This window comes from Nocardia sp. NPDC055165 (assembly GCF_053606985.1).
Genome location: NZ_JBSGSS010000004.1, coordinates 13,843 through 35,077, shown reverse-complemented (window position 1 = coordinate 35,077; position 21,235 = coordinate 13,843). Strand labels below are relative to the sequence as shown.

The following is a 21,235-nucleotide window of genomic DNA, read 5'->3' as shown; positions in this document are numbered from 1 at the left end:
CAGCGATGTCGCGACAACAGAGAACGGAAAACACATGATCTATTCGGCAATCCTGCCCGCGCAGGCCGCCGGCGGTGCCGACGTGATCGGCGTCGCCGGGGTGTACAGGTCGGCCTTCTATAGCGGCGACACCGTCACCGACGTAACTCTCGTCGCACCAGCCGGATTCGTCACTGTGACGGGCGCGGTGACCAACAATGCCACCTTCACAGTTCGGCACTTGCGGGCGGGAGTGGTGCAGCAGAGCTTCGCCTCGCTCACGCTCACTGCCGGCACCAACTTGGCCGCCGAGATGCCGTTGACCGTGCCGATCACGGTCGCGCCGGTACTCCAGGCCGATGACGTGATCGACGTGCAGATGCACCAGAACGGAACCGGACTCGCGGTCGGCGCGGGCGTCATCGCGGCCGTCTACGTCAGCTGATGGCGCAACCACATTCATTGCAGCACAAGGGAAAGAGTTGAGGTGAACCAGTGGGGACTAGTCCTGCGCTGATAACGATCACCGGCGTCGATGGTTCGACGTGGACGATCAGTGGACAAGGCCGCGGCCGGGAAGGCGTCGATCTCGGGACCGCGCCGAGCGGACTCTACGACGCGCCGGTCACGACGATCTGGAACCAGACCGCGTTCCAGAACGGCGCGACCTACGGCGGGTACAGCACCAACCGACGCGAAGTTGTCTTCGGCGTCAACATCTTCGAAATCGCCGGTCGCTCCTGGGAATCCGTTGACAGTGCCTGGCGCAAAGCCTGGGCTTACGACGCGGATTCGATCATGACGGTGACCACCAGCTACGGCTCGCGCTCGCTCGCGCTGCGGATGTCGCAGCAACCCGACTTCAAACCGAACAAGGACCCGCACCTGAACCTGTGGGGTCAGGTCACCATGACCTGCACCGCCGGATTGCCTTGGTGGGTGGAGGAACCCGCGACGAGCACCTGGGTCTCGACCATCAGCACGACCAACGGCACCACACAATCCGGCGCGGTGACCGTCGCCAATCCGACCGATCAGCCGATGTACCTGCAATGGGTGTGCTCGGCGCCGGGACGCTGGACCTTGCCCGACTTCTCTTTCGGCAACAACTACCACAACCGCGCCGAAGAGGACGCGGATCGTGTTGTGGTGCTACCGAACACGGTCGTGGGTCAGGATCTGGTCGTCGACACCGACCCGGCGCGTGAAACTCTCGTCGCGGCCGACCGATCGCAGATGTGGGCGCTCATGGGTGGCCGTGGATTCGAGTACATGATCCCGCCCTACACGTCGGCAACCGTTGTGCCGGTGAAGGTGACCGGCGCGCCAGCGGGCGCCTCGGTCATGGCCGTGCAACCGCGCAGCTGGTCGCGGCCCTGGGGGCTGCAATGACAACGGTGAACGACCTGCCTGTTATCTACAAGAACGCGCTGAAAGACAAGGCGCAGCGTGAGGTGTTGCGAACCAAACCGCCGCTCATTCGGTTCTGGGATGGCGACTGGCAGCTGCGCGGAACCTGCGCGGGCGAGATCAGCGCCAATTTCACCTGGATGCTGAATGAATCCGGGACCGGCGTCATCGTGCTGCCCTACGAGCATCATCTTTCGCAGTGGGCGATCTCGCGCACGCGGACCACCCAGAACATCCACATCACCGTTGACAAGGATGGCGCGCGCTGGGACGGCCGTCTGTCGAAAGCCGTTGTCAAACAAGACGAATACGGCGTCACCACGGTCGAGATGTCGTTTCTGCACTCCTATGAGGAGCTCAAGCACATCTGCGTCTGGGCTAACCCGCTGCTCCCTGCCGCCCTGCAGATTCCGCAGCACTTCATCCTGGCTGGGCCATCGGCCTCCTCGTTGAAGCTCGCCCTGTTCTTGAACGTGCTGCGGCTGGAAACCTCATTGTGGGCGCTGCCGGACAACCCGCTCGATGCGTCCGAGTGGTTCAACCTGGACATGTCCAACTGGTCGATCGTGGTGAAACCCCATGATCTGCTGACGGATTCGTCGGTGTGGACGTTGCTCAACTCCCGGTTCAAGATGTTCCACGACCTGGCGAAGGACACCCTGGCCACCGCGCAGTTGATGGTCACCACCCGGCGGTGGCTGGTCGGCGATCCGCCACCGTGGCCGGGGGCGAATCTGCGCAACGGCGCGCTGGTGGTCGACATTGTCGACAAGAGTGGATTCACCACTGGCACGAGCGAGGGCGGCAGCGTCCTGGACGGGCTGGTCTACACCGCTCAGGTGTACACCGAGGATTACCTCGGCACGACGCGGAATGTCCTGCCCGATCCCAATGCCGAGGAGTACCAGCAGCCGGGCTGGTTGGGAACGTTGTCGAAGGCGCCATGGGTGATCTTCCGACCTGACCGGAACACGGGTGTGCAGACGTCGTCGTTCACGATCACGCCGTTCACCGATGTGCAGATCCTCACGGGTGGGCATTCGCCAGAGCAGGTGAACGCCGGCGTGAAGCAGGCCATCACCTCGGCAGGTCAGCTCGCGGGCGGTTTGCTGCAGATCGCCACGGCGGGTCTGGGCGACTGGTCGGCGATCGGCGGTCAACTCGCTGAGACCTGGCTGTATCCCGGGTTCAAGGACACGTTGCTCGCCTGGGTTTCCTACAAGGATCCGATCCGCGCGGCGCAGGCCGGCTGGTCGCACTACTACGAGCATTTCCAGGACGGCGCGGACGACGCTTACAGCTTGAACTCGCTGACCGCGTTGAGCTCGGCGCTGTGGGCGACGAGGTCGTTCTACTCGCACGAACTCACCGTCGCTGACGGTCAGCCCTACTTCATCGGCGATCAGGGCCACGGCCACTTCTTCCTCGGTGACCGAGTGGGGGCCACCGTCCATGGCATGCCCCCGGACGAGATCTACATCGACCAGGTCACTCAGCTGGAACTGGCCTGGGCCCGCGACCAGACCCCAGCCTGGCAAATCACCATCGGCACCAATCAGGAAGTCGAAGAGCCGCTGGTGAAGTCGATGCGCAAGATCGACGAAATCAAATCGACCATGCACGACCTCGGCGTGAAAATCAACTTTGACTAGAGACGGCGATTCCCATGTCAATTCCACAGCAGCACGAATGTGATCCGAACAATCCCGAAGAGGCCATTTCCTGGGCGTTCGTCGGTTTGCCCGGTCCGAAGAACGCCCCGATGATCGTTCATCCCATGGTACTCAAGCAGTGGTCGAAACATCTGTGGGACTTGGGGTTCCGGCATCACCCCGATGAGCAGACCAAGGAATACCACCCGCCGATCCGGGGCCACCACCATTGGCTCAACTCCGCGGGCACTTGGGTGGAGAAGGGAACCCCGCAGCCCGCCCGGATCACCGCGCCCGATGTGGCGATGTTGACCCAGCAGGAGCGGGCCGACCTGGTCAGCCAGTTGCGTGAGCACGGCGACCTCAACCATCTGCTCACCCGATCCATCCAGGCGGAGGCGACCGAGCATGACCGCGCCTGACCGGAAGGTCCCAGACGGGGCTCAAGTCGTCGGCAGCTTCGGTGGACTCACCGACTCCCGTGACATCGCGTTCAGCGGCAATGAAACCCAGATCAGCAACTACAGCCAGCAAACCTTCCAGGCGATGACCAACGCCGCGGTCTCGAGCGTGGTGCGCAAGGCCGATGCCCAACTGGGTTCGTATGTCGGCGTGGCGATCGACCGCATGCTGGCCAATCTCTGCCGGGCGCTGGCCGGGGTCGAGGTGCTCGGCATCCATCCCTTGGCGTTCCTCAACGACTGGGCCACCCAGCTCGATGCGAAGGCCAGGGAGGCGCTGTCGGGTGTGGACTCGATTTCCAAAGGCATCACGGGCCCGATCACGGGCACGGCGTCGGGGAATCCGTCAGATGTGCTGCCGGCGATGACGATGTTGCAGACGAGATTTCAGCAGATCTTGTTGCAGGGCAATGCGACTGTGCTCACCGCGTCGGAGAACTACAGGCCGACAAAGGGAATCCTGTCCCTCGATGTCATCCTGATCGGCGGCGGTGCGGGCGGCGCCGGCGGGCGATGGGATGTGATCGCGGGCAGTCGCGGATCCGGTGGTGGTGGCGGCGGCGGTGGTGAGGTGCACACCAATATCCCCGCGTCGCTACTACCGGTCGACAGCAATGGCGACTTCCTCCCGATCCCGATCACCGTCGGTGTCGGCGGGGCGGGTGGGGCACCCGGTGGCTCGAATGGCTCGAACGGGACCAACACCTCCTTCGGCTCGTGGCTGATGGCAGGAGGCGGACTCGGCGGCCTGTTCCAATTCGGTATGGCCGGCCCAGGTGGAGCCGGTGGCTCCGGCATGATCCCGGGTGGAGCCGGCGGGAAAAGTGGTGCGTCCGGGGTCGGGGAACCCGACCCGGCTCCACGCGCCGGCGGCAACTCCATTTCCGCTTACGCGCTGTACGGCGGTGGCGGCGGCGGGGGCGGCGCGGCCGGATTCACGGGCGGACTCGGCGCGCCCGGCGGCCAGGGCGGGATCTCGCAGGGGGGCGCCGCCGGCCACGCCGGTTCGCCTCCTTCCCCGATCGTCGCGACAGGCGGTGGTGGCGGCGGCGGCGGAATTACCGGCGGTGACCCCGGCGGCCCCGGCGCATTTCCCGCAGGTGGTGGCGGCGGTGGCGGTGGAAACGGCACCAGTGCGGCCCAGGGCGCACATGGAGCCGGCGGGATCGTGTTCCTGATCGAACGGACCAGCTGATGTTCGCTGCCAACCTCTGTGTGTTCACCGCATCGGGCACCTGGACCCCGCCGCTGAACCTGTTCGCTGTAGAGGTCATCCTCCGCGGTGGCGGCGGAGCGGGAAGTGCGACCGTGGGTGGCGGTGGGGGACAGGCTATTCGGTCCGCGCGGCGGATCCCGGCTGCTGTGCTCACCCAGCCCGTGCCTGTTGTCGTCGGCGTAGCCGGCAGTGGGGGCGGTGACGGGGGCACGTCCAGTTTCGGCACCTGGCTGGTAGCAGCAGGAGGCAGCGGCGGAGGCAGCGGTGGGACCGGGGGCGGACTCGGGTTTCAACGAGGCGGCAACGGCGGTCCGAACGGTCAACCCGGCGAATCCGTTTCTGGTGGTGACATCACTCTGCTGGCAGGCGGGGGCGGTGGCGCCGGTGCGGGAGCTATCGGCGGCAGATCCGGGTTGGTCGCCGCCGGCACCAGCAATCCGCCGCTCTGGCAGGTGACTCAGTCGGGTGGCGGTGGAAACTCCGGCGCCAGTGGGGGCTTCCCGGCAGGCGGCGGTGGCGCCGACGCAATGGGCGCCGCCGGACTTGTCACCGTCATCGAATATCACTTCACATATTGAACGGAACTTTTGCGACATGAATACAGCGACAACGATTTCCACCACAGTGAGCGGATTCGCCGGCCCCGCTCGGCTCTTCGAACTCTCGGAGCCGCTCTTGGGTAACCACCATGTGATCGTGTGGACGCAGCAAGCGTTCGGTCGACAGGCCGCGGAGGCGGTAATCGTGCCGGCGCGACCCGACGGTTCGGCAGTCACGATGACAAAGCTGCCCGGCTCCTACGTTCATCCCGACGCGACTCACGAAGGCGCCCTCTGGCTGGCCGGCTACGAAACAAAGGAAATGCCATGACATCACCGGTCGACCCCGGTTATCTGGGGTATCAGCCCACCGTCGAACCTCTCATCCTGACCACCGGCGCGAGCTTCGTGCAGACGATTCAGCCGTCGGGCGGTGCGGTATTTCCCACTGGCACCACCATTTCCATCGGGTTGACCGCACCGAGCGGTGTTCCGCTGGCCGCTTGGTCCGCGACCGTCACCCCGACCGCCGCCTCCTGGGCGGTATCCAGCGCCATCTGCGACGCGATTCCCGCAAATTCGCGGTACACGATGCTCGTGACCTATCCGACCACGCCCGCGACCACTTACGCGTGGTACGTGGGCTCGGTCATTCGGACATAGAGCATCCGCGTCGCTTGAAAAACGTTGAGATGCAATGTCATCTCAACGGCAAACTCACCCTCGAATATCTGAAATTAGGAGCTGTCATGGCTATCGCCGTTGCTACCACTCGCCAGGCTCTCGCCGACGCTTACAAGAACGTCGCGGGCTCGAACACTGTCTACATCAGCGTGCACATCGCCGATCCCGGCACCACTGGCGCCAACGAGGCGAGCGGCGGTTCGCCCGCCTACGCCCGCAAGCAGTCGGCCTGGACCTCCGGCACCGGTGGCGTGGTCACGGGTTCGCAGGTCACCATCGACCTTCCGGCCGGCTCGTACACCTACGTCGGTCTGTGGAAGACCCTCGCCGGTGGCCCCGCGGACTTCATCGACAAGGTCGCGATCAGCTCCACCACTCTGGGCGCCCAGGGCCAGCTGCTGATCACCCCCACTTTCACCCAGAGCTGACGGAGGGCGCCGCATGGCTACGCAACAACCGACGCGGGCCACCCTGCCGGCGCCGTCCACAGCCGCGGTGGGACTGCCCGGTGTCTCCGTCACCACATCGAGGGCGCCGGCGGTGCCGACGGTCGTTCTGCGCGCCGTTGTGCCGATCATCAAGCCGTACATCGTCGCCGGGTATGTCGGACATGGCGGCGTCGCCGCACATCTGGACAAGGTGCGAGCTCAGGTTTCGTTGTCTCCGACCGCGCTCGGTCAGGCCACCGCGGCCATCTCGCCTCGTTCCGAGGCTCTCGGCGCCGCAGGCGCTCTGGGAAAGCTGGTCGCCAAGGTTGTGGTCAAATCGGGGAAGGTTCTGCTCGGGGCGGGTCTCACCGGGGTCGGTGGCTCCAGCGCGTCGCTCAACACGCACCTCCCCTTGGCCTTCCGAGCCGAAGGAACCGCAAGTACAGACCTGGTCGTGATCGGCAGCGCGGAAGCGTTGTTCGGTAGTGATGGTAGGTTCTCCGGTCTCAAACCGTTCGATCTCGCGTTCGCCGGCGGCGGCAGCCTGGGGGTCGAGGCGGCGGCAGCCGGGGCTGTGGTCGTGCCCGGCGACACTGCGGGAGAAGGCTGGTTATCGGTGTCGACGGGACAGCCGATCGCGCTCGGCGGCGGTGGGCAGCTCGCGGTATCTCAGGGCGCGCCCGTGGACACCACGGGTTCCGGTGGGCTGGTCGCGGTGACCAGTGCGAAGGCGGGCGTCGACATGGCGCATACCGGTATCGGGCAGCTGTCGATGGTCACGGTGCCGAGTTTCGCTCCCGCGGGGATGACCAAGTCGACGCCGGCGTGGACGCAGATGGCCAATGACTGGTTGACGGTGGCCGGGTGGGCAGCCGATACCGGCACCTACCCCGGATCGACGGTCAATACCGACGGCATCGTCGCTCAGGCGGCGAAAGCCGCAGCGACGCTGGCAGCCTCGATCGTTTTCACCGCGGCTGGAGCGGTCACGGTCAATGTCACGTTGCGGCTGACAGTCAACGGAGTCGTTGTCGCGACAGGTACGGCGACGCCCGTTCCCGCCAGCACGTCGGCCACCGTGACTGTCTCGATGGTCCGTTCCATCGCGGCCGGCGATGTGGTCCGGGTCCAGGCAATGGGCAATCAGTTCTTGAATGTGTACAACCCGACAGCGCAGGTGAATTCGGCGTCGTACGTGCGGATCACCTGAGGCCGAGAGTTCTCGGTTGTCGGCCACATTGCTGGTGATTCGGAAGACAAACTTCGCCGATAGGCCAGCGCCGGCGACATTCCGGCTGCTCTCATTCGATAGAAAGGAATCGAGTAATGTCGAAACTTGTTCGTATCGCAGTGAATTCCAATCCTGAATGGACGACCATTCGGGTGCCTCGGCAGGCTCGGCCGGTTAGGGCGCGGCGTGCCGGTGGCGTGGTCGTCGGCTGGCCGCCGGGCTCTGAACCTACTTCCGATGTCGTCGTTTACAGCACGTACTGGGAGGTTCCGAGTAACGCTCTGGCGGGTGAGGAGACCTATCTGATTCGTCGCGGTGTTCTGCCCGACCAAGCGGCCGGCCACCCCGGTGAGCCGCCGAGCGACGAGGTGAGTGAATCCGGGATGTCCGGTGCCACGGCGTTTTTCGCGGAGGACTCCGAGTTCTTCTGGATCTATCGTGACCTGTTCCAGTCCGGTACCGGCTACCCGCCCAACCGCGTCTGACAGATCAGAATCGACAGTTTCGCGACGGAACTGGTGTGCACTGGAATCAGTGCTCGGCCCGCACCCCATGACCGGGTGTGGGCCGTTTCGTCGTTTCCGCACTTGGAGTCGGGCGGGATCAAGAGCTGAGGTCGGTGGGGGTGGGGACGACGATGCCGTAGAGGTCGGTGATGGTGGCCAGGGCGCTGGTGTGGAGTTGAGCTGCGGGGATGTCGCCCAGGGGGCGGGTGGCGCAGGCGTTGGCGACCACGGTGGGGGTGTTGCCTCGGAGGAAGGCGCCTTCGGTGGTGAAGGTGACGCACATGTGGGTCATGAAGCCGGCGATGATGAGGTTGGTGTTGCCTGCGGCGTCGACCAATTCGGCGAGGTCGGTGTTCACGAAGGCGTTGGGGACGGATTTGACGACGGTGGGTTCGTTCGAGGTTGGGGACAGTTGGGGATGGATTCGGCCGATGTCGGTGGTGATGTCGTAAGGGGTGTCCTTGCCGCCGTCGTTGATGACGTGGATGACGGGGGTGCCCGCCGCCCTGGCCGCGGTGAGGAGTTCGGCGGCCGCGTCGAGGGCTTGCTTCCAGCCGGTCAGTTCCATGACGCCCTGGGTGTAGGTGTTCTGGTAGTCGACCAGGACGAGGGTGGAGTTGGTCAGGGAGGCGGGGGTTTCGTCGAAGCCGTTGAGTGCGCGCAGGGTCGTGGAGGTCATGGGATCCACGGTATGGACGCCGCGGGATGTCGGCAATGTCATGTAACCTGCAGAATCGGACATGGAGGTGGTGGGTGGCTGAGCGGCTCGTGGTGATCGTGTTGTTCGATCGGGTGGATCTGCTCGACGTCACGGGGCCGCCGGAGGTGTTCTCGCTGTTGCAGCGGGAGATGGACGAACCGACGGGGTATCGGGTGGTGCTGGCCGCCGAGTCGATGGAGGCGGTGACCACCTCGGCGGGGGTGCGGATTCTGCCGGATGTGATGTTCGCCGAGCTGGGGCGGGTGGACACGGTGGTGGTGCCGGGGGCGGTGGAGACGGACAGTCATCGGCGGGTCAGCGCGGTGGTCGATCCGGGGGTGGTCGCGGCCGTGTCGCGGTTGGCCGAGGGTGCTCGGCGGGTGGCTTCGGTGTGCGTCGGTGCGCATATTCTGGCGGCTGCGGGGCTGCTCGACGGGAAGCGAGCGACCACGCATTGGTCGACCGCGCAGCAATTGGCCGCCGAGCATCCGGAGGTCATCGTCGACGCGGACCCGATCTACATTCGCGACGAAAATGTCTGGACCGGAGCGGGACTCACCGCGTGCCTGGATCTCACGCTGGCCTTGGTGGCCGACGATTTCGGGGACGAATTGGCGTTGCGGGTTGCTCGCCAGCTGGTGATGTATCTGAAACGGCCGAGTGGGCAGAGTCAGTTCAGTGTGTCGCTCGAGCCGGTGTCGACCACGCGCCGGATCGAGGATCTGCGGCACTACATCGCGCGCAATATCGCGAAACCGCTCACGGTGACCGACCTCGCCGAGCAGGTCCATGTCAGTGAACGTCAGCTCACGCGCATCTTTCGCACCGAACTCGGGATGACGCCCGCGGCCTATATCGAGTCGGCGCGGGTGGAAGTGGCGCGCCACCGGCTCGAGACGAGCGACGAAACGCTCCAACGGATCGCTGCCGCTTGCGGTTTCAACACCATCGACACGCTCGCTCGCGCTTTCCGTCGCCAGCTCGATACGACCCCCAACGAGTACCGCCGCCGATTTCGTATCGGGTGACTCACTATGATCTCTGTCGGGACGTTTGCCGGTGAGGATATGAGTAACAAGGGGTTTCGAGTATGGGAACGGGTATCGCGGAGGAATGGTCTACGGGCTCGGCTACGCCGGTGTTGTGGGGGTTGACGAACTTGATTCAGCTGGTGGCGGGCCTGTTGGCCTCTTGAGGATTTGTCTTGCCCCCCTTTCATCGGTCTTCTGGCGGGGGTTCCTTCGCTGTTAGACATCTTGTGCGGCGGAAATCCGCGGCAAATCTGAACAACGAGGGGTTCACAATGAGCAAGATTCGTGTCTTCGGTGTGGCTATGGCTGCGGCGGCGAGCATCGCCGTACTCGGTGCGGGTACGGCGTCGGCGGAAGAGCCCGCACCCAGCACCGGGTCGTCGGAGCAGCTGGCCGCGATCCTGGCCTCGCTGACCTCGGGGTCGGGCGAGGAAGCCGAAGACGTTGTCGAGGAAGAGGCCGAGACCGGGTCCGCCGACGGTCTCGCCGCGCTGCTGGAGCAGCTGACGTCCGGGTCGGGCGAGGCTGCCGAGTAACTCCCGAGGATTCGCGGGCCCCTGTCGCTGCGGCGATGGGGGCCTCGCTCTGTTTCACCGCACCGGGATCAGGCGGTACAGCCACCAGGGGCGGCTCGGGAACGCGGGGTCGTAGATGCGCAGCATCATGCGGCGCTCCAGGCCGGTGCTGCGTTCGCGCAGGCGCAGGTGGCGCCGCGCGATGTCCTGTGGGCGAACCTCGCTGGTCCAGATCGGATCCCAGTCGGGGGACTGGCCGCACGATTCGGTGATGGCGGTGACGCGCTGGGTGGGGGCAAGGGGGGCGAGCATGCGGAAGGCGTGGACCAGGAGCTGGGCTTCGGTGGTCCAGTCGAGGTAGACCTTCTTCGCCACGGGGTTGAGGAACATCCACTCGAGCACGTTCACGCCGGCGCCGAGACCGGGGAAGAGGCGCTGATAGTCGGAGTTCGCGGCGAGCATGTCCATGGTGGGGAAGCGCGTGAGGCAGGCGGGGTGGGTGAGGCTGGCGAGGTCGGCGAGGTCTTCGGCCGACGGAGCGGTAGGGGCTGCGCCGGATTCGACGGCAGGTAATCCGAGAACCAGGATGGGCTTGCGATACCAGAGTGGCACGTCCAGGCCGTCGAAAAGTCGTTGCAGCATGGCGGGATTCGGGACGAGGGTCCCGGATTCGATCTGGCTGATCAGGAGTGGTGCGAGCTGTGTGCGGTGGGCGAGCTCGGTCCGCGCGAGTCCCGCGGCCAGCCGTCGTTCGCGCAAATACACACTGAGCGCCGTGCTTTCAGCCATCCCAACCCCCGAGCCTCACCCCGACCGACGGTAGATCCCAGGGTACGCCGGGTGGGTCGCCGGACGGCGGTGAACCGGCGTCCGAAGAAGCTGCTCGGTGGCCCGACCGTCAAACGCGTCCGCCCGCTGTGTCCGGGTGCTCACCGCGTCGAAAGCGGATTGAGCGGGCATGTTCGCTCGGCGTTCATCTCGTCAAGGTTGTACGTAACCAGCCCGTGATAGGAATGGCCGACCCACTTCGAAGGAGATTTTTCATGGATGGCCTGATGTACTTCCTCACGACGCTCGCGGCACTCGGTAGCGGCTCCGCTTAGAATCGCGCGACACCACCGTCCCGTGAGGGAGACAAAACGGGCCGGAGCTGAATGCTCCGGCCCGTTTTTGCGTGGATCAGGTGAGAAACCTCAGAAGGCGGCCTCGTCCAGTTCCATGATGTCGTTGTCCAGGTTGGCGAGGATCGCGCGGGTGGCGGTCAGCTCGGGCAGGACGTTGCGGGCGAAGAACTGCGCCGAGGCGACCTTGCCGGTGTAGAAGGCGACGTCGGAGCCGGTGGCGCCGTTGTCGAGGGCGGCCAGCGCGATCTCGGCCTGGTTCAGCAGCATCCAGCCGATGAACAGGTCGCCGACCGACATCAGGAACCGCACCGAACCCAGGCCGACCTTGTACAGCTCGGTCGGCTGCTCCTGCGCGCCCATCAGGTGGCCGGTCAGGGTGGCGGCCATGGTCTGCACGTCCTCTAGCGCGGTGGCGAGCAGCTTGCGCTCGCCCTTGAGACGCTCGTTGGCCGAGTCGGACTCCAGGAACTTCTGGATCTGGCCCGCCACGTGGGCCAGGGCCACACCGCGGTCACGCGCGATCTTGCGGAAGAAGAAGTCCTGCGCCTGGATGGCGGTGGTGCCCTCGTAGAGGGAGTCGATCTTCGCGTCGCGGATGTACTGCTCGATCGGGTAGTCCTGCAGGAAGCCCGAGCCACCGAAGGTCTGCAGCGAATCGGTCAGGTACTGGTAGGCGCGCTCGGAGCCGACACCCTTCACGATCGGGAGCAGCAGGTCGTTCACGCGGAACGCGACGTCCTTGTCGGCACCCGAGACGACCTCGGCGATTTCCGGGTTCTGGTGCGCGGCGGTGTAGAGGTAGATCGCGCGCAGGCCCTCGGCGTATGCCTTCTGGGTGGCCAGCGAACGACGCACGTCCGGGTGGTGGGTGATGGTCACGCGGGGCGCGGCCTTGTCGGTCATCTGGGTCAGGTCGGCACCCTGGACGCGGGTCTTGGCGTACTCCAGCGCGTTCAGGTAACCGGTCGACAGGGTCGCGATGGCCTTGGTGCCCACCATCATGCGAGCGTTCTCGATGACGTCGAACATCTGCGCGATGCCGTTGTGCACCTCGCCGACCAGCCAGCCCTTGGCGGGCACGCCGTGGCCGCCGAAGGTGACCTCACAGGTGGCCGAGGCCTTGATGCCCATCTTGTGCTCGACGTTGGTGACGAAGACGCCGTTGCGGTCGCCGTAGGTCTCGGTCTCGAAGTCGAAGTGGGTCTTGGGCACGTAGAACAGCGACAGGCCCTTGGTGCCCGGTCCGGCGCCCTCGGGGCGAGCCAGCACCAGGTGCATGATGTTCTCGAACATGTCGTCGGAATCACCCGAGGTGATGAAGCGCTTGACACCCTCGATGTGCCAGGTGCCGTCTTCCTGCTTGATCGCCTTGGCGCGGCCGGCGCCGACGTCGGAACCGGCGTCGGGCTCGGTCAGCACCATGGTGGCGCCCCAGTTGCGGTCGGCGATCTTGGCCGCCCACTTCTTCTGCTCTTCGGTGCCGTTGTTGAAGAACACCTGCGCGAAGCCCGCGCCCGCGGCGTACATCTGGATGGGCGGGTTGGCGCCGAGCACCATCTCCGACAGGGCCCACGCGACGGCGGACGGGGCGCCGAGGCCACCGAGCTCCTCGTTCAGCGGGACCTTGGCCCACTCGCCGTCTTCGAGCGCCTTGTAGGACTTCTTGAAGGACTCGGGGATGGCGACGGTGTGGGTGTTCGGGTCGAACACGGGCGGGTTGCGGTCGGCGTCGGCGAAGGACTCGGCCAGCGGGCCCTCGGCCAGGCGGCGGACCTCGGAGAGCATTTCCTTGACGGTGTCGGTGTCCAGGTCGCCGAAGGCGCCTGCGTCGAGCACCTTGTCGATGCCGAGGACCTCGAAGAGGTTGAACTCGAGGTCGCGAACGTTTGCCTTGTAGTGGCCCATGTGAGTACTCACTCTCCATTGAGTTCTGGTGCGGTCGGTGGTGTGCCGTTCCCGCCCGTCGCCGGTTTTCCGCATGCTACTCGCGGGTAACTTATTCACCATATTACCGGTGGGTAATCGTCTCGGCAAAGGGGTGGGCAGCAATGTGATGTGAAAAACACGCGCGGCTGCGGAAACGTTGCTCGCCGCGACCCCGGGGCTACCGTGAGATGTGCGCATCGAGACGACTGTGGGACCGGCCGAGATCGAGCTCGACGAGGTGGGTGATCCGGCGTTCCTGCTGGTGATCACGCACGGGGCCGGTGGCGGTGTCGATGCGAAAGACATTCTGGCCGTGCGTGACTCGGCTGTCGAAGCGGGCGGGGCGGTAGCTCGGGTGGTGCAGCCCTATCGGGTTGCCGGGCGGCGGGCACCGGGGAACGCGGAGAAACAGGACGAGGCCTGGCTCGAGGTCGTCGCGGCTTTGAAGGCCCGGTTCCCCGGAGTACCGATTGTTCAGGGGGGTCGCAGCAACGGGGCCCGGGTGGCGTGCCGGACGGCCGAGGGGGTCGGCGCGCGGGGTGTGATCGCGCTGTCGTTCCCGCTCCATCCGCCGGGCAAACCCGAGAAGAGCAGGCGCGATGAACTGCTGGCGCCTGGGGACATCGCGGTGGTGGTCATCAACGGGGGTAGCGACCCGTTCGGGGTGCCCGACGCCTCCGACGCCGCCGAAGTGCGCGTGATCCCCAAGCAGGCGCACTCGTTCCGCACCGGATTCGACGTCATCGCGGCGACCGTTGCCCCCTGGTTCGCCCGCTGGGCGCAGTGATCAGACGGTGGGCTCTGGGACCGGGCGTTCCGCGATGAGCAGGGAATCTATGGCGTCAGGGCCTTCGGTGGGACGGAAGACCTCGTGGGCGACGGTGATGATGACGTCGTCGCGGGCCAGGTCGTCGCGGAGGTCTTCGGGCGAGAACAGGATCTCTGGTTCCTGCGGGCCGCCGTAGCCGTCGGCGATGTTGCGAGCGGCGTGACCGAGGACCAGGAGCATGCCGCCGGGGGCGAGCATGGCGGACAGCTGGTGCAGCAGAGCGCGGCGCTCGTCGGCGGGGAGGTGGACGAACACCATGAGGATCAGCTCGAACGGGCCGGTGATGTCGGCGGCTTCGAGGTCGGTGATGTCGGCCGTCTGCCAGTACACCCGGGAGCGGACCGATCGCGACAGGCGAGCCGCGACTGTCCGGCCCTTGTCGATCCCCACCTGGGAGAAGTCGACAGCTGCCACCTGCCACCCATGAGTCGCCAGCCAGAGGGCGTGACGACCCTCGCCGCAGGCCAGATCGAGGGCGCGGGGAAGCGGCGGCACCACCCCCGACTCGTCGGGAAGCAGGGAGATCCGGCGGTCCAGCCCGTAGACGTGTTCGACAACAGTGCTGTTCGGCGGTGCGCCCCACACCAATTCACTCCGCGCGTACCGCGCATCCCAATCCGCCGCGTCCATGAGTCGAGTGTAGGACCGGCGAACGCCGTCAGAGGGTGGTGCGCATCAATACGACGTTGTACTGGGTGTGGATGGTGGTCATGAAGTACAGGTCGCGGCCGGTTTGGTACGGGAAAATCGACGGGGCGTACGCGGTGGGAAGTTCACGGGCGTCGATCAGGACTTCGGGAGCACTCCACGGGCCCGCGGGAGAAGCCGCGCGGCGCATCACGATGGAGTTGAACGGGTCGGTGGTGAGGGAGATGAACTGGCCGAGGTACTCGTTGTACATCACCGAGAGTTCGCCGACGCCGCCCATGATGGGGGCTGCCGCGTTCACGTCGTTGAGCTTCCACTCGTGGCCGTCCCAGTACTCGTAGGCGGCGAGGTTTTCGATCTGGGCTTCGGGAACGCGGGCGATGAAGGCCTCGTTGTTGCGGCCGGCGCGGGTGCCGTATTCGTAGACGAAGCCGCCGTCCTTCACGAAGCTGTTCATCTGGAAGTTGGCGTTGCCGCCCTCGTCGGGACGGCGGGTGTGGCCGAGATCGGCCCAGGTCTCCCCGTTGTCGGCCGACGCGGCCAGGCCGGAGAAGCTCGTGGTCCACTCACCGGGGGCGTCCCAGGTCTTCACCGACATCAGCGACATGTACTGCACGCCGTTGGCCGAGATGCCCGCGGTGGGGATGCGGCTGATCTCGAGGAAGGGGATCTTGGGGCTGGGGATCAGGTCGCGCGCCTGGCCGATGACATCGCGCACGACACTGTCGAACATGACCCCGTCGGCCGGGTTCTGGTCGTGGCTGCGGACCAGGATGTTCGAACGCCACGCCCAGGTGCTGCCCGCGAGCAGGTTGGGGAAGCCGATGCCCGCGGTGTCGCCGAAGGCGGTGAGCATCTCGCCGCGCCCGTTGTCCCACATGATGCCGAGGTCGGTGCCGAGGACGTTGTAGTTCTGGGTGTTGTTGGGGCTGGCCATGCCCGTGACCTGGAACACCGCCTGGGTGCGCCCGTGCAGGACGGGCAGGCCGTTGGTCCCGTTGAGAACGGGAATCGGGTTGATGGCGTTCGGGTTCGCGACGGCGGGAGGTGCTGTGCTCATCAGCAAGGCCGTAGTACCTGCGAGTGCGGAGAGCAGGATGGATCCGGTCTTGTTCACAGGTGCTCGAGCCTCCGGGTCGGGCCGAAATCCGGGAACGTTCCGGGTTTGCCGTCACGTACCACTCTTCGACTGGTCAGCGATCGAAGCGATGCTAACAGCCGCTAACAGTGATGTGCGGTACATCCGGTGGGTAGCTGACATGAATTCGCAGGTCGATTGCTTGTCAGTCGCTACTACTCATGGCCTTACGCAGCAGCAATGGCAGTTGGGCCATTCGCTCGGCGGCGAAGGTGGCGCGCGCGCTGCGGTGCCACGAACGGTCGAACAGGTGCTTGGCGGCGGCCACGGCGTTGCGGTCGCGGGCGGTGACGCGGTCGGCGAGGGCTTGCGCGGCCTTCACCGGGTCGTCGGCGACATCGGTGATCAGGCCGATGCGCAACGCGTAATCGGCGTCGATCGGGTCGGCCGTCATGGCCAGCAGCATGGCCTGGTCGATGCCGATGAGCTGTGACAATGTGGCGGGGCCTGTCATATCGGGAATCAGGCCGTGGGCGGCTTCCATCACCGAGAATTCGGTCGTGGGGGCGGCGATCCGGAAGTCGGCGGCCAGTGCGATCTGGAGGCCGCCACCGAAGCAGCGCCCATGGACCGCGGCGATCACCGGGACGTCGAGGCGGCGCCAGGCCCAGCAGGCTTCCTGGAAGGTGTTGGTGCCGCGCAACGGCCGCGGAAGGAATTCTCTGACGATAGCCACCGGATTGCGAGTGGCCGCCGCGATATCGAGTCCGCTACTGAAACTCGGGCCGTTCCCGGTGATGATGACGGCGCGGGTTGTCTTGTGGTCGGCCACCTTTCGGGCCGCGTCGACAAGATCGCGGAGCATTTCCAAAGTAAGCCCGTTGTGTTTGCCGGGCCTGTTCAGCTCGACATAGGCGCGGTTGTTGTCGAAGCGGACGGTGATGTGGTCTCCCATATCGCTATCTTACTCGCGAGTCAGTTCGAGTGGGTGGCCACGCGGACGATGGTGCGGCATGATCCGAACCGCATCGCGCGTCGTCGGCGCGCGACGATCGAGAGGACTCACCGAATGCGGATCTGTCTGATGGCCGCGGCGCTGCTCGCGCTGCCCGTGCTGGCGGCCTGTGGCAGTGGCGACGAAGCACCGGCGGTTACTCAGGCCGAGCTGTCGAAATCGTTGCAGGACAAGGGTTTGAGCAATCCCGCGCTGGCCGACTGCGCCGCGCAGGTGTTCCTCGACTCCGGAATGTCGCAGGACGGGCTGCGGGTGATGGTGTCGAACGCGAAGTCCGACGATCCGGCCAAGCTGCTCAGTGAGGGCGACGCGGCCAAGGTGAGTGCGGCGCAGTCGAAGATCGCGGCGGACTGCGTGCGCGTGGGCAGCTGACCCGCGCCCGTATCGATCGCGCCGATTCAAACCCTCGTCGGGGTCGGCTGCCGGTGTTGCACTGGAACAGCCGACGACGAGGAGGAACTGCCCGTGACCACGGAGAGAATCGCCGACCAGGTCTCGTTCGCCTACTGGGTACCCAACGTCAGTGGCGGACTGGTGACCAGCGATATCGAGCAGCGCACCAGCTGGGACTTCGACTACAACAAGAAGCTCGCCCAGACCGCGGAGCGCAACGGTTTCGACTACGCGCTCACCCAGGTGCGCTACACCGCTTCCTACGGTGCCGAGTTCCAGCACGAGTCGACCTCGTTCAGTCTCGCGCTGCTCGCCGCCACCGAGCGGCTCAAGGTGATCGCCGCCATCCACCCCGGGCTGTGGCATCCGGCGGTACTGGCCAAGTTCGGTGCCACGGCCGACCATCTGTCCGGCGGGCGGTTCGCGATCAACGTGGTGTCGGGGTGGTTCGCCGGCGAGTTCAAGGCGCTCGGTGAGCCGTGGCTCGAACACGACGAGCGGTACCGGCGCAGCGCCGAGTTCCTCGAGGTGATCCGCAAGATCTGGACCGAGGACGCGGTGAACTTCGGCGGCGACTTCTACCGGATCCGGGACTTCACCCTGAAGCCGAAGCCGCTCAACACCCCCGAACGCCCCAATCCCGAACTCTTCCAGGGCGGTAACTCGACGGCGGCCCGGCGCAACGGCGGCCGCCATGCCGACTGGTACTTCTCCAACGGCAAGGACTTCGACGGCGTCACCGAGCAATTGGACGATCTGCGCGCGGTGGCCAGGGAAAACGATCGCGAGGTGAAGTTCGGGCTCAACGGGTTCATCATCGCCCGTGACACCGAGAAGGAAGCGCGCGACACCCTGCGCGAGATCGTCGAGAAGGCGAACAAGCCCGCGGTGCAAGGGTTCCGCGACGCGGTGCAGCAGGCAGGCGCGTCCACCGGTGACCGCAAGGGCATGTGGGCCGACTCCACCTTCGAGGACCTGGTCCAGTACAACGACGGATTCCGGACCGGGCTGATCGGCACGCCCGAACAGATCGCCGAGCGGATCGTGGCCTACCGGGCGCTCGGCGTCGACCTGATCCTGGCCGGCTTCGTGCACTTCCAGGAAGAGGTCGAGTACTTCGGCGCCAAGGTGCTGCCACTGGTGCGTGAACTGGAGGCCGCCGCGACGCCGGTCGCGGCGGGACGCTGATGACGGTGGTGACCGCCGAGCGGATCACCACGGCAGACCAGGCGGTGCGGATCGCGACCGAGTTGGCCGAGGTGTTCGCCGCCGGCGCCGCCGCGCGTGATCTCTCGCGTCGGCTGCCGCACGAAGAGCTCGATCAGCTTTCGGCCAGTGGGTTGCTCGCGATCACGGTGCCCGCCGAGTTCGGCGGGGCGGACCTGCCGCCGAGCGTGGTCGCCGAAGTGGTGCGGATCCTGGCCGCGGCCGATCCGAACATCGCGCAGGTGCCGCACAGTCACTTCGTGTATCTGAACCTGTTGCGACTGGCCGGAACTCGGGCCCAGCAACGCGACTACTTCGGCAAGGTGCTCGCGGGTGCGCGGATCGCCAATGCGCAGTCCGAGCGGAGTGGGGCGACGGTGGCCGACATTTCGACGGTGCTGCGGCTGGACGACGAGACGAGCGCGGGCGATGCCGAGTCGTCGCGGGCCGTTGTCACGGGCGGTGCCGATGCGGCGCGTATCGAGGCTCGGCGGTTCGTGGTCGAGGGGACGAAGTACTACTGCACGGGTTCTCTGTTCGCCGACGTGCTCGCCGTATTGACCAGACTCGACGACCCGCAGGGTATTTCGGGGCTGGAGCCCGGGGAGTATGTGGCATTCGTGCCCGCGCTCGAACCAGGGGTACGGATCGTCGACGACTGGGATGCGCTGGGGCAGCGGACAACCGGCAGTGGGACGGTCGAGTTCGCCGCGGTGAGGGTCGGGCACGAGCAGTTGGTCTCGCGGGCATCCGCGGTGAACGCGCCGACCGGATACGGGGCGTTCGCGCAGCTCCTGCACGCCGCGATCGACGCGGGTATCGCGCGCGGCGCGCTGGCGGCGGCGGCCGAGTTCGTGCGCACGCGCAGTAGGCCGTGGTTCGAGGCCGAGGTCGCGCACGCGGCTGACGATCCGCTGGTCGTTCAGCGGTTCGGGGAATTGGCTGTCGCTGTCGCGGCCGCGGAATCGACGTTGATCGTCGCGGGTGCGGCGGTGGACGCGGCGGTCCGGCCGAGGACGGTGGCAGAAGCGGCGGACGCCCATCCCGATGCTTCCATCGATGGTGGCGCACACGCGTCGATCGCGGTCGCGACGGCCAAGATCCTCGCCGATCGTGCTGCGAACGAGGTGTCCGCGGCGATATTCGAAGTAGGCGGCACCCGCAGCGCCGCGGCCGGCCATCGACTCGACCACTTCTGGCGCAACGCGCGCACCCACACGCTGCACGACCCCGTTCGCTGGAAATACCAGCACATCGGGCGGGCCGTCCTGCACAACCGGCCGCCGCCGTTGCACGGCGTCATCTAGAACCACCACGCGAGACAAGGACAGCCCATGACAGTGACGGTCGTCGTCGGAAACCCGAAACCCGCCTCGCGCACCCTCGCCGCGGCGGTGCAGGTCGCGCGGGCGCTTCGCCCTGATGCCGAGCCGCAGGTGATCGACCTGGTCACCCTCGGGCCCGGCCTGCTCGGCTGGGGTGACCCGGCGGTCGCGGCCGCCGCGCGCAGCGTCGCGTCGTCCGAGCTCGTCGTGTTCGCCAGCCCGACCTTCAAGGCCACCTACACCGGACTGCTGAAACTGTTCCTCGAACAGTTCGACGGCGGCACCGGGCTGGCCGGTGTGGTGACCGTGCCGGTGATGCTCGGCGCGGGTCCGGCCCACGCGCTCGCGCCCGATCTACTGCTCAAGCCCGTGCTGGTCGAAATCGGTGGCACCGCCGCGCTGCCCGGGCTCTATCTGTCCGACCGGACTTTCGGTGAGGACGGCGTCATCGAGGAATACGCCCGGCGATGGGGACCCGTCGTCGCGGCACTGACAGACCCGGCCGTGCGGCCGGTGGAGGCAACGAATCATGCATGAGCTCTTGGACTTTCCCGCCGACGGCAACGGCTTACGCCGAGCCTTCGCCAACTTCCCCAGCGGTGTGGTGGCCGTGTGCGCAGAGATCGACGGCGTACCACACGGTTTGGCGGTGAGCACCTTCGTGCCCGTCTCCCTCGACCCGCCGCTCGTCTCGTTCTGCGTCCAGAACTCGTCGTCGACCTGGCCGAAACTGGCCGGCGCCGGCCACCTCGGGCTCAGCCTGCTCGGCACCGATCAGCAGGCCGCGGCCAAGGCACTCGGCGCCCGCAACGGCGACCGCTTCCGGGAAACGGCGCTACATCGCGGAACCGGCGAGGCGGTGTTCATCGACGGCGCGACGGCCTGGATCGAAGGGGTGCCGGAAACGCAGGTCAGCGCGGGCGACCATCTCGTGGTGATCCTGCGCGTGAACCGGGTCGCCGCACGTGAGGACATCGACCCGCTGGTGTTCCACGGCAGCAAGTTCCGGACTCTGCACACCGGCTGAACCCGCCGCGACGACGGTGCGGGATCGAGCCTGATCGGCGCTTGCGAGCACCTCGACCGGACCGACAGAAACAACAAAACCCCCAGGATGACCTGGGGGTTTTGTCGTTGAGCCGATGACGGGAATCGAACCCGCGCCATCTGCTTGGGAAGCAGAAGTTCTACCATTGAACTACATCGGCACTGCGCCACTGGGGGCGTTCGCGACTCTATCAGAAGTCGTGCCGTGCGATGCAAGTGTTGATCGTGCTCGTGCTGGTGGCCGGGGTGACGCGGGTACGGGTCGGGTGTCGTAGGGGTGGGGGTCCTACCT

25 protein-coding genes and 1 tRNA gene are annotated in these 21,235 nt (G+C 66.1%); 19 read left to right on the top strand and 7 right to left on the bottom strand.

What is annotated here, in order from left to right; all coding sequences use genetic code 11:
• Positions 1–34 precede the first annotated feature (34 nt).
• The 11 genes from ACWFRF_RS09575 (at position 35) to ACWFRF_RS09525 (ending at position 8,085) form a co-directional block, all read left to right on the top strand.
• A complete protein-coding gene (locus ACWFRF_RS09575; RefSeq protein ID WP_379315092.1) occupies positions 35–424 on the top strand; it encodes a hypothetical protein in 390 nt (129 codons plus the stop codon).
• A gap of 50 nt (positions 425–474) precedes the next feature.
• Positions 475–1,371 (top strand): phage tail protein, encoded by an 897-nt coding sequence (locus ACWFRF_RS09570; protein ID WP_379315093.1) that lies wholly within the window; start codon positions 475–477, stop codon positions 1,369–1,371.
• Between the two features lie 5 nt (positions 1,372–1,376).
• Positions 1,377–3,041, top strand: a complete 1,665-nt coding sequence (locus ACWFRF_RS09565; protein ID WP_449966326.1) for a Gp37-like protein — start codon at positions 1,377–1,379, stop codon at positions 3,039–3,041.
• 14 nt (positions 3,042–3,055) lie between these two features.
• Positions 3,056–3,463 carry a phage gene 29 protein family protein gene (locus tag ACWFRF_RS09560; protein WP_379315208.1) on the top strand — a complete coding sequence of 136 codons (408 nt, stop codon included), beginning with the start codon at positions 3,056–3,058 and terminating at the stop codon, positions 3,461–3,463.
• A complete protein-coding gene (locus ACWFRF_RS09555; protein ID WP_452449539.1) occupies positions 3,450–4,697 on the top strand; it encodes a glycine-rich domain-containing protein in 1,248 nt (415 codons plus the stop codon). The genes ACWFRF_RS09560 and ACWFRF_RS09555 overlap by 14 nt, the downstream gene beginning before the upstream one ends.
• Positions 4,697–5,296 (top strand): hypothetical protein, encoded by a 600-nt coding sequence (locus ACWFRF_RS09550; protein ID WP_452449537.1) that lies wholly within the window; start codon positions 4,697–4,699, stop codon positions 5,294–5,296. Before ACWFRF_RS09555 ends, ACWFRF_RS09550 begins: the two co-directional genes overlap by 1 nt.
• Positions 5,297–5,312: 16 nt before the next feature.
• Positions 5,313–5,588, top strand: a complete 276-nt coding sequence (locus ACWFRF_RS09545; protein WP_378869907.1) for a hypothetical protein — start codon at positions 5,313–5,315, stop codon at positions 5,586–5,588.
• Positions 5,585–5,920, top strand: coding sequence for an LtfC-like domain-containing protein (locus ACWFRF_RS09540; protein ID WP_364714266.1), 336 nt, complete (start codon positions 5,585–5,587; stop codon positions 5,918–5,920). Before ACWFRF_RS09545 ends, ACWFRF_RS09540 begins: the two co-directional genes overlap by 4 nt.
• Positions 5,921–6,006: 86 nt before the next feature.
• Positions 6,007–6,369, top strand: a complete 363-nt coding sequence (locus ACWFRF_RS09535) for a phage tail fiber protein (RefSeq protein WP_378989152.1) — start codon at positions 6,007–6,009, stop codon at positions 6,367–6,369.
• A 13-nt stretch (positions 6,370–6,382) separates the two neighbouring features.
• Complete coding sequence (locus ACWFRF_RS09530; RefSeq protein ID WP_452449534.1) at positions 6,383–7,579, top strand: hypothetical protein; 1,197 nt, start codon at positions 6,383–6,385, stop codon at positions 7,577–7,579.
• A 218-nt stretch (positions 7,580–7,797) separates the two neighbouring features.
• Complete coding sequence (locus tag ACWFRF_RS09525; RefSeq protein ID WP_452449532.1) at positions 7,798–8,085, top strand: hypothetical protein; 288 nt, start codon at positions 7,798–7,800, stop codon at positions 8,083–8,085.
• Positions 8,086–8,203: 118 nt separating this feature from the next.
• Here the strand turns inward: ACWFRF_RS09525 and ACWFRF_RS09520 are convergent, their stop codons facing one another.
• A complete protein-coding gene (locus ACWFRF_RS09520) occupies positions 8,204–8,785 on the bottom strand; it encodes a cysteine hydrolase family protein (protein ID WP_449966310.1) in 582 nt (193 codons plus the stop codon).
• Positions 8,786–8,859: 74 nt separating this feature from the next.
• On the opposite strand from ACWFRF_RS09520, the gene ACWFRF_RS09515 reads away from it, so the two are divergent.
• Both ACWFRF_RS09515 and ACWFRF_RS09510 read left to right on the top strand, forming a co-directional pair.
• Positions 8,860–9,834 carry a GlxA family transcriptional regulator gene (locus ACWFRF_RS09515; protein WP_452449530.1) on the top strand — a complete coding sequence of 325 codons (975 nt, stop codon included), beginning with the start codon at positions 8,860–8,862 and terminating at the stop codon, positions 9,832–9,834.
• A gap of 275 nt (positions 9,835–10,109) precedes the next feature.
• Complete coding sequence (locus ACWFRF_RS09510) at positions 10,110–10,373, top strand: hypothetical protein (RefSeq protein ID WP_194829395.1); 264 nt, start codon at positions 10,110–10,112, stop codon at positions 10,371–10,373.
• A gap of 54 nt (positions 10,374–10,427) precedes the next feature.
• Here ACWFRF_RS09510 and ACWFRF_RS09505 read toward each other — a convergent pair whose 3' ends face one another.
• Positions 10,428–11,141, bottom strand: a complete 714-nt coding sequence (locus ACWFRF_RS09505) for a helix-turn-helix domain-containing protein (RefSeq protein WP_378989147.1) — start codon at positions 11,139–11,141, stop codon at positions 10,428–10,430.
• 404 nt (positions 11,142–11,545) lie between these two features.
• Positions 11,546–13,381, bottom strand: a complete 1,836-nt coding sequence (locus tag ACWFRF_RS09500) for an acyl-CoA dehydrogenase (protein ID WP_378989528.1) — start codon at positions 13,379–13,381, stop codon at positions 11,546–11,548.
• A gap of 211 nt (positions 13,382–13,592) precedes the next feature.
• Between ACWFRF_RS09500 and ACWFRF_RS09495 the strand changes: the two genes are divergently transcribed.
• A complete protein-coding gene (locus tag ACWFRF_RS09495) occupies positions 13,593–14,189 on the top strand; it encodes an alpha/beta hydrolase family protein (RefSeq protein WP_452449527.1) in 597 nt (198 codons plus the stop codon).
• Here the strand turns inward: ACWFRF_RS09495 and ACWFRF_RS09490 are convergent, their stop codons facing one another.
• The 3 genes from ACWFRF_RS09490 to ACWFRF_RS09480 all read right to left on the bottom strand — a co-directional run bounded on the left by ACWFRF_RS09490 (position 14,190) and on the right by ACWFRF_RS09480 (position 16,912).
• Complete coding sequence (locus ACWFRF_RS09490) at positions 14,190–14,861, bottom strand: class I SAM-dependent methyltransferase (RefSeq protein ID WP_452449525.1); 672 nt, start codon at positions 14,859–14,861, stop codon at positions 14,190–14,192.
• Positions 14,862–14,889: 28 nt separating this feature from the next.
• Positions 14,890–15,939, bottom strand: coding sequence for a DUF4185 domain-containing protein (locus ACWFRF_RS09485; protein ID WP_378989144.1), 1,050 nt, complete (start codon positions 15,937–15,939; stop codon positions 14,890–14,892).
• A gap of 223 nt (positions 15,940–16,162) precedes the next feature.
• Entirely contained in the window at positions 16,163–16,912 is a 750-nt protein-coding gene (locus ACWFRF_RS09480) for a crotonase/enoyl-CoA hydratase family protein (protein ID WP_452449523.1), read from the bottom strand.
• A gap of 114 nt (positions 16,913–17,026) precedes the next feature.
• On the opposite strand from ACWFRF_RS09480, the gene ACWFRF_RS09475 reads away from it, so the two are divergent.
• The 5 genes from ACWFRF_RS09475 (at position 17,027) to ACWFRF_RS09455 (ending at position 20,923) form a co-directional block, all read left to right on the top strand.
• Positions 17,027–17,344, top strand: coding sequence for a hypothetical protein (locus ACWFRF_RS09475; RefSeq protein ID WP_452449521.1), 318 nt, complete (start codon positions 17,027–17,029; stop codon positions 17,342–17,344).
• Between the two features lie 93 nt (positions 17,345–17,437).
• Positions 17,438–18,553 (top strand): dimethylsulfone monooxygenase SfnG, encoded by a 1,116-nt coding sequence (sfnG, locus tag ACWFRF_RS09470; protein ID WP_452449519.1) that lies wholly within the window; start codon positions 17,438–17,440, stop codon positions 18,551–18,553.
• A complete protein-coding gene (locus ACWFRF_RS09465; RefSeq protein WP_452449517.1) occupies positions 18,553–19,878 on the top strand; it encodes an acyl-CoA dehydrogenase family protein in 1,326 nt (441 codons plus the stop codon). Before sfnG ends, ACWFRF_RS09465 begins: the two co-directional genes overlap by 1 nt.
• A 27-nt stretch (positions 19,879–19,905) precedes the next feature.
• Positions 19,906–20,433: an NADPH-dependent FMN reductase gene (locus tag ACWFRF_RS09460; RefSeq protein ID WP_378989139.1), complete on the top strand. Its 528-nt coding sequence runs from the start codon at positions 19,906–19,908 to the stop codon at positions 20,431–20,433.
• Entirely contained in the window at positions 20,426–20,923 is a 498-nt protein-coding gene (locus ACWFRF_RS09455) for a flavin reductase family protein (protein ID WP_194829384.1), read from the top strand. Before ACWFRF_RS09460 ends, ACWFRF_RS09455 begins: the two co-directional genes overlap by 8 nt.
• Positions 20,924–21,033: 110 nt before the next feature.
• On the opposite strand, the gene ACWFRF_RS09450 is transcribed toward ACWFRF_RS09455, so the two are convergent.
• Positions 21,034–21,104: transfer RNA gene (locus ACWFRF_RS09450), tRNA-Gly, on the bottom strand.
• Between the last annotated feature and the right edge of the window lie 131 nt (positions 21,105–21,235).

Bases quoted from the DNA above. Each gene is read 5' to 3' on its own strand.
- ACWFRF_RS09530 (WP_452449534.1), top strand. From the start codon at position 6,383: ATGGCTACGCAACAACCGACGCGGGCCACCCTGCCGGCGCCGTCCACA.
- ACWFRF_RS09545 (WP_378869907.1), top strand. From the start codon at position 5,313: ATGAATACAGCGACAACGATTTCCACCACAGTGAGCGGATTCGCCGGC.
- ACWFRF_RS09460 (WP_378989139.1), top strand. From the start codon at position 19,906: ATGACAGTGACGGTCGTCGTCGGAAACCCGAAACCCGCCTCGCGCACC.
- ACWFRF_RS09490 (WP_452449525.1), bottom strand. From the start codon at position 14,861: ATGGACGCGGCGGATTGGGATGCGCGGTACGCGCGGAGTGAATTGGTG.
- ACWFRF_RS09540 (WP_364714266.1), top strand. From the start codon at position 5,585: ATGACATCACCGGTCGACCCCGGTTATCTGGGGTATCAGCCCACCGTC.
- ACWFRF_RS09575 (WP_379315092.1), top strand. From the start codon at position 35: ATGATCTATTCGGCAATCCTGCCCGCGCAGGCCGCCGGCGGTGCCGAC.
- ACWFRF_RS09505 (WP_378989147.1), bottom strand. From the start codon at position 11,141: ATGGCTGAAAGCACGGCGCTCAGTGTGTATTTGCGCGAACGACGGCTG.
- ACWFRF_RS09500 (WP_378989528.1), bottom strand. From the start codon at position 13,381: ATGGGCCACTACAAGGCAAACGTTCGCGACCTCGAGTTCAACCTCTTC.
- ACWFRF_RS09560 (WP_379315208.1), top strand. From the start codon at position 3,056: ATGTCAATTCCACAGCAGCACGAATGTGATCCGAACAATCCCGAAGAG.
- ACWFRF_RS09465 (WP_452449517.1), top strand. From the start codon at position 18,553: ATGACGGTGGTGACCGCCGAGCGGATCACCACGGCAGACCAGGCGGTG.
- ACWFRF_RS09520 (WP_449966310.1), bottom strand. From the start codon at position 8,785: ATGACCTCCACGACCCTGCGCGCACTCAACGGCTTCGACGAAACCCCC.
- ACWFRF_RS09535 (WP_378989152.1), top strand. From the start codon at position 6,007: ATGGCTATCGCCGTTGCTACCACTCGCCAGGCTCTCGCCGACGCTTAC.
- ACWFRF_RS09480 (WP_452449523.1), bottom strand. From the start codon at position 16,912: ATGGGAGACCACATCACCGTCCGCTTCGACAACAACCGCGCCTATGTC.
- ACWFRF_RS09475 (WP_452449521.1), top strand. From the start codon at position 17,027: ATGCGGATCTGTCTGATGGCCGCGGCGCTGCTCGCGCTGCCCGTGCTG.
- ACWFRF_RS09550 (WP_452449537.1), top strand. From the start codon at position 4,697: ATGTTCGCTGCCAACCTCTGTGTGTTCACCGCATCGGGCACCTGGACC.
- ACWFRF_RS09455 (WP_194829384.1), top strand. From the start codon at position 20,426: ATGCATGAGCTCTTGGACTTTCCCGCCGACGGCAACGGCTTACGCCGA.
- ACWFRF_RS09555 (WP_452449539.1), top strand. From the start codon at position 3,450: ATGACCGCGCCTGACCGGAAGGTCCCAGACGGGGCTCAAGTCGTCGGC.
- ACWFRF_RS09510 (WP_194829395.1), top strand. From the start codon at position 10,110: ATGAGCAAGATTCGTGTCTTCGGTGTGGCTATGGCTGCGGCGGCGAGC.
- ACWFRF_RS09485 (WP_378989144.1), bottom strand. From the start codon at position 15,939: ATGAGCACAGCACCTCCCGCCGTCGCGAACCCGAACGCCATCAACCCG.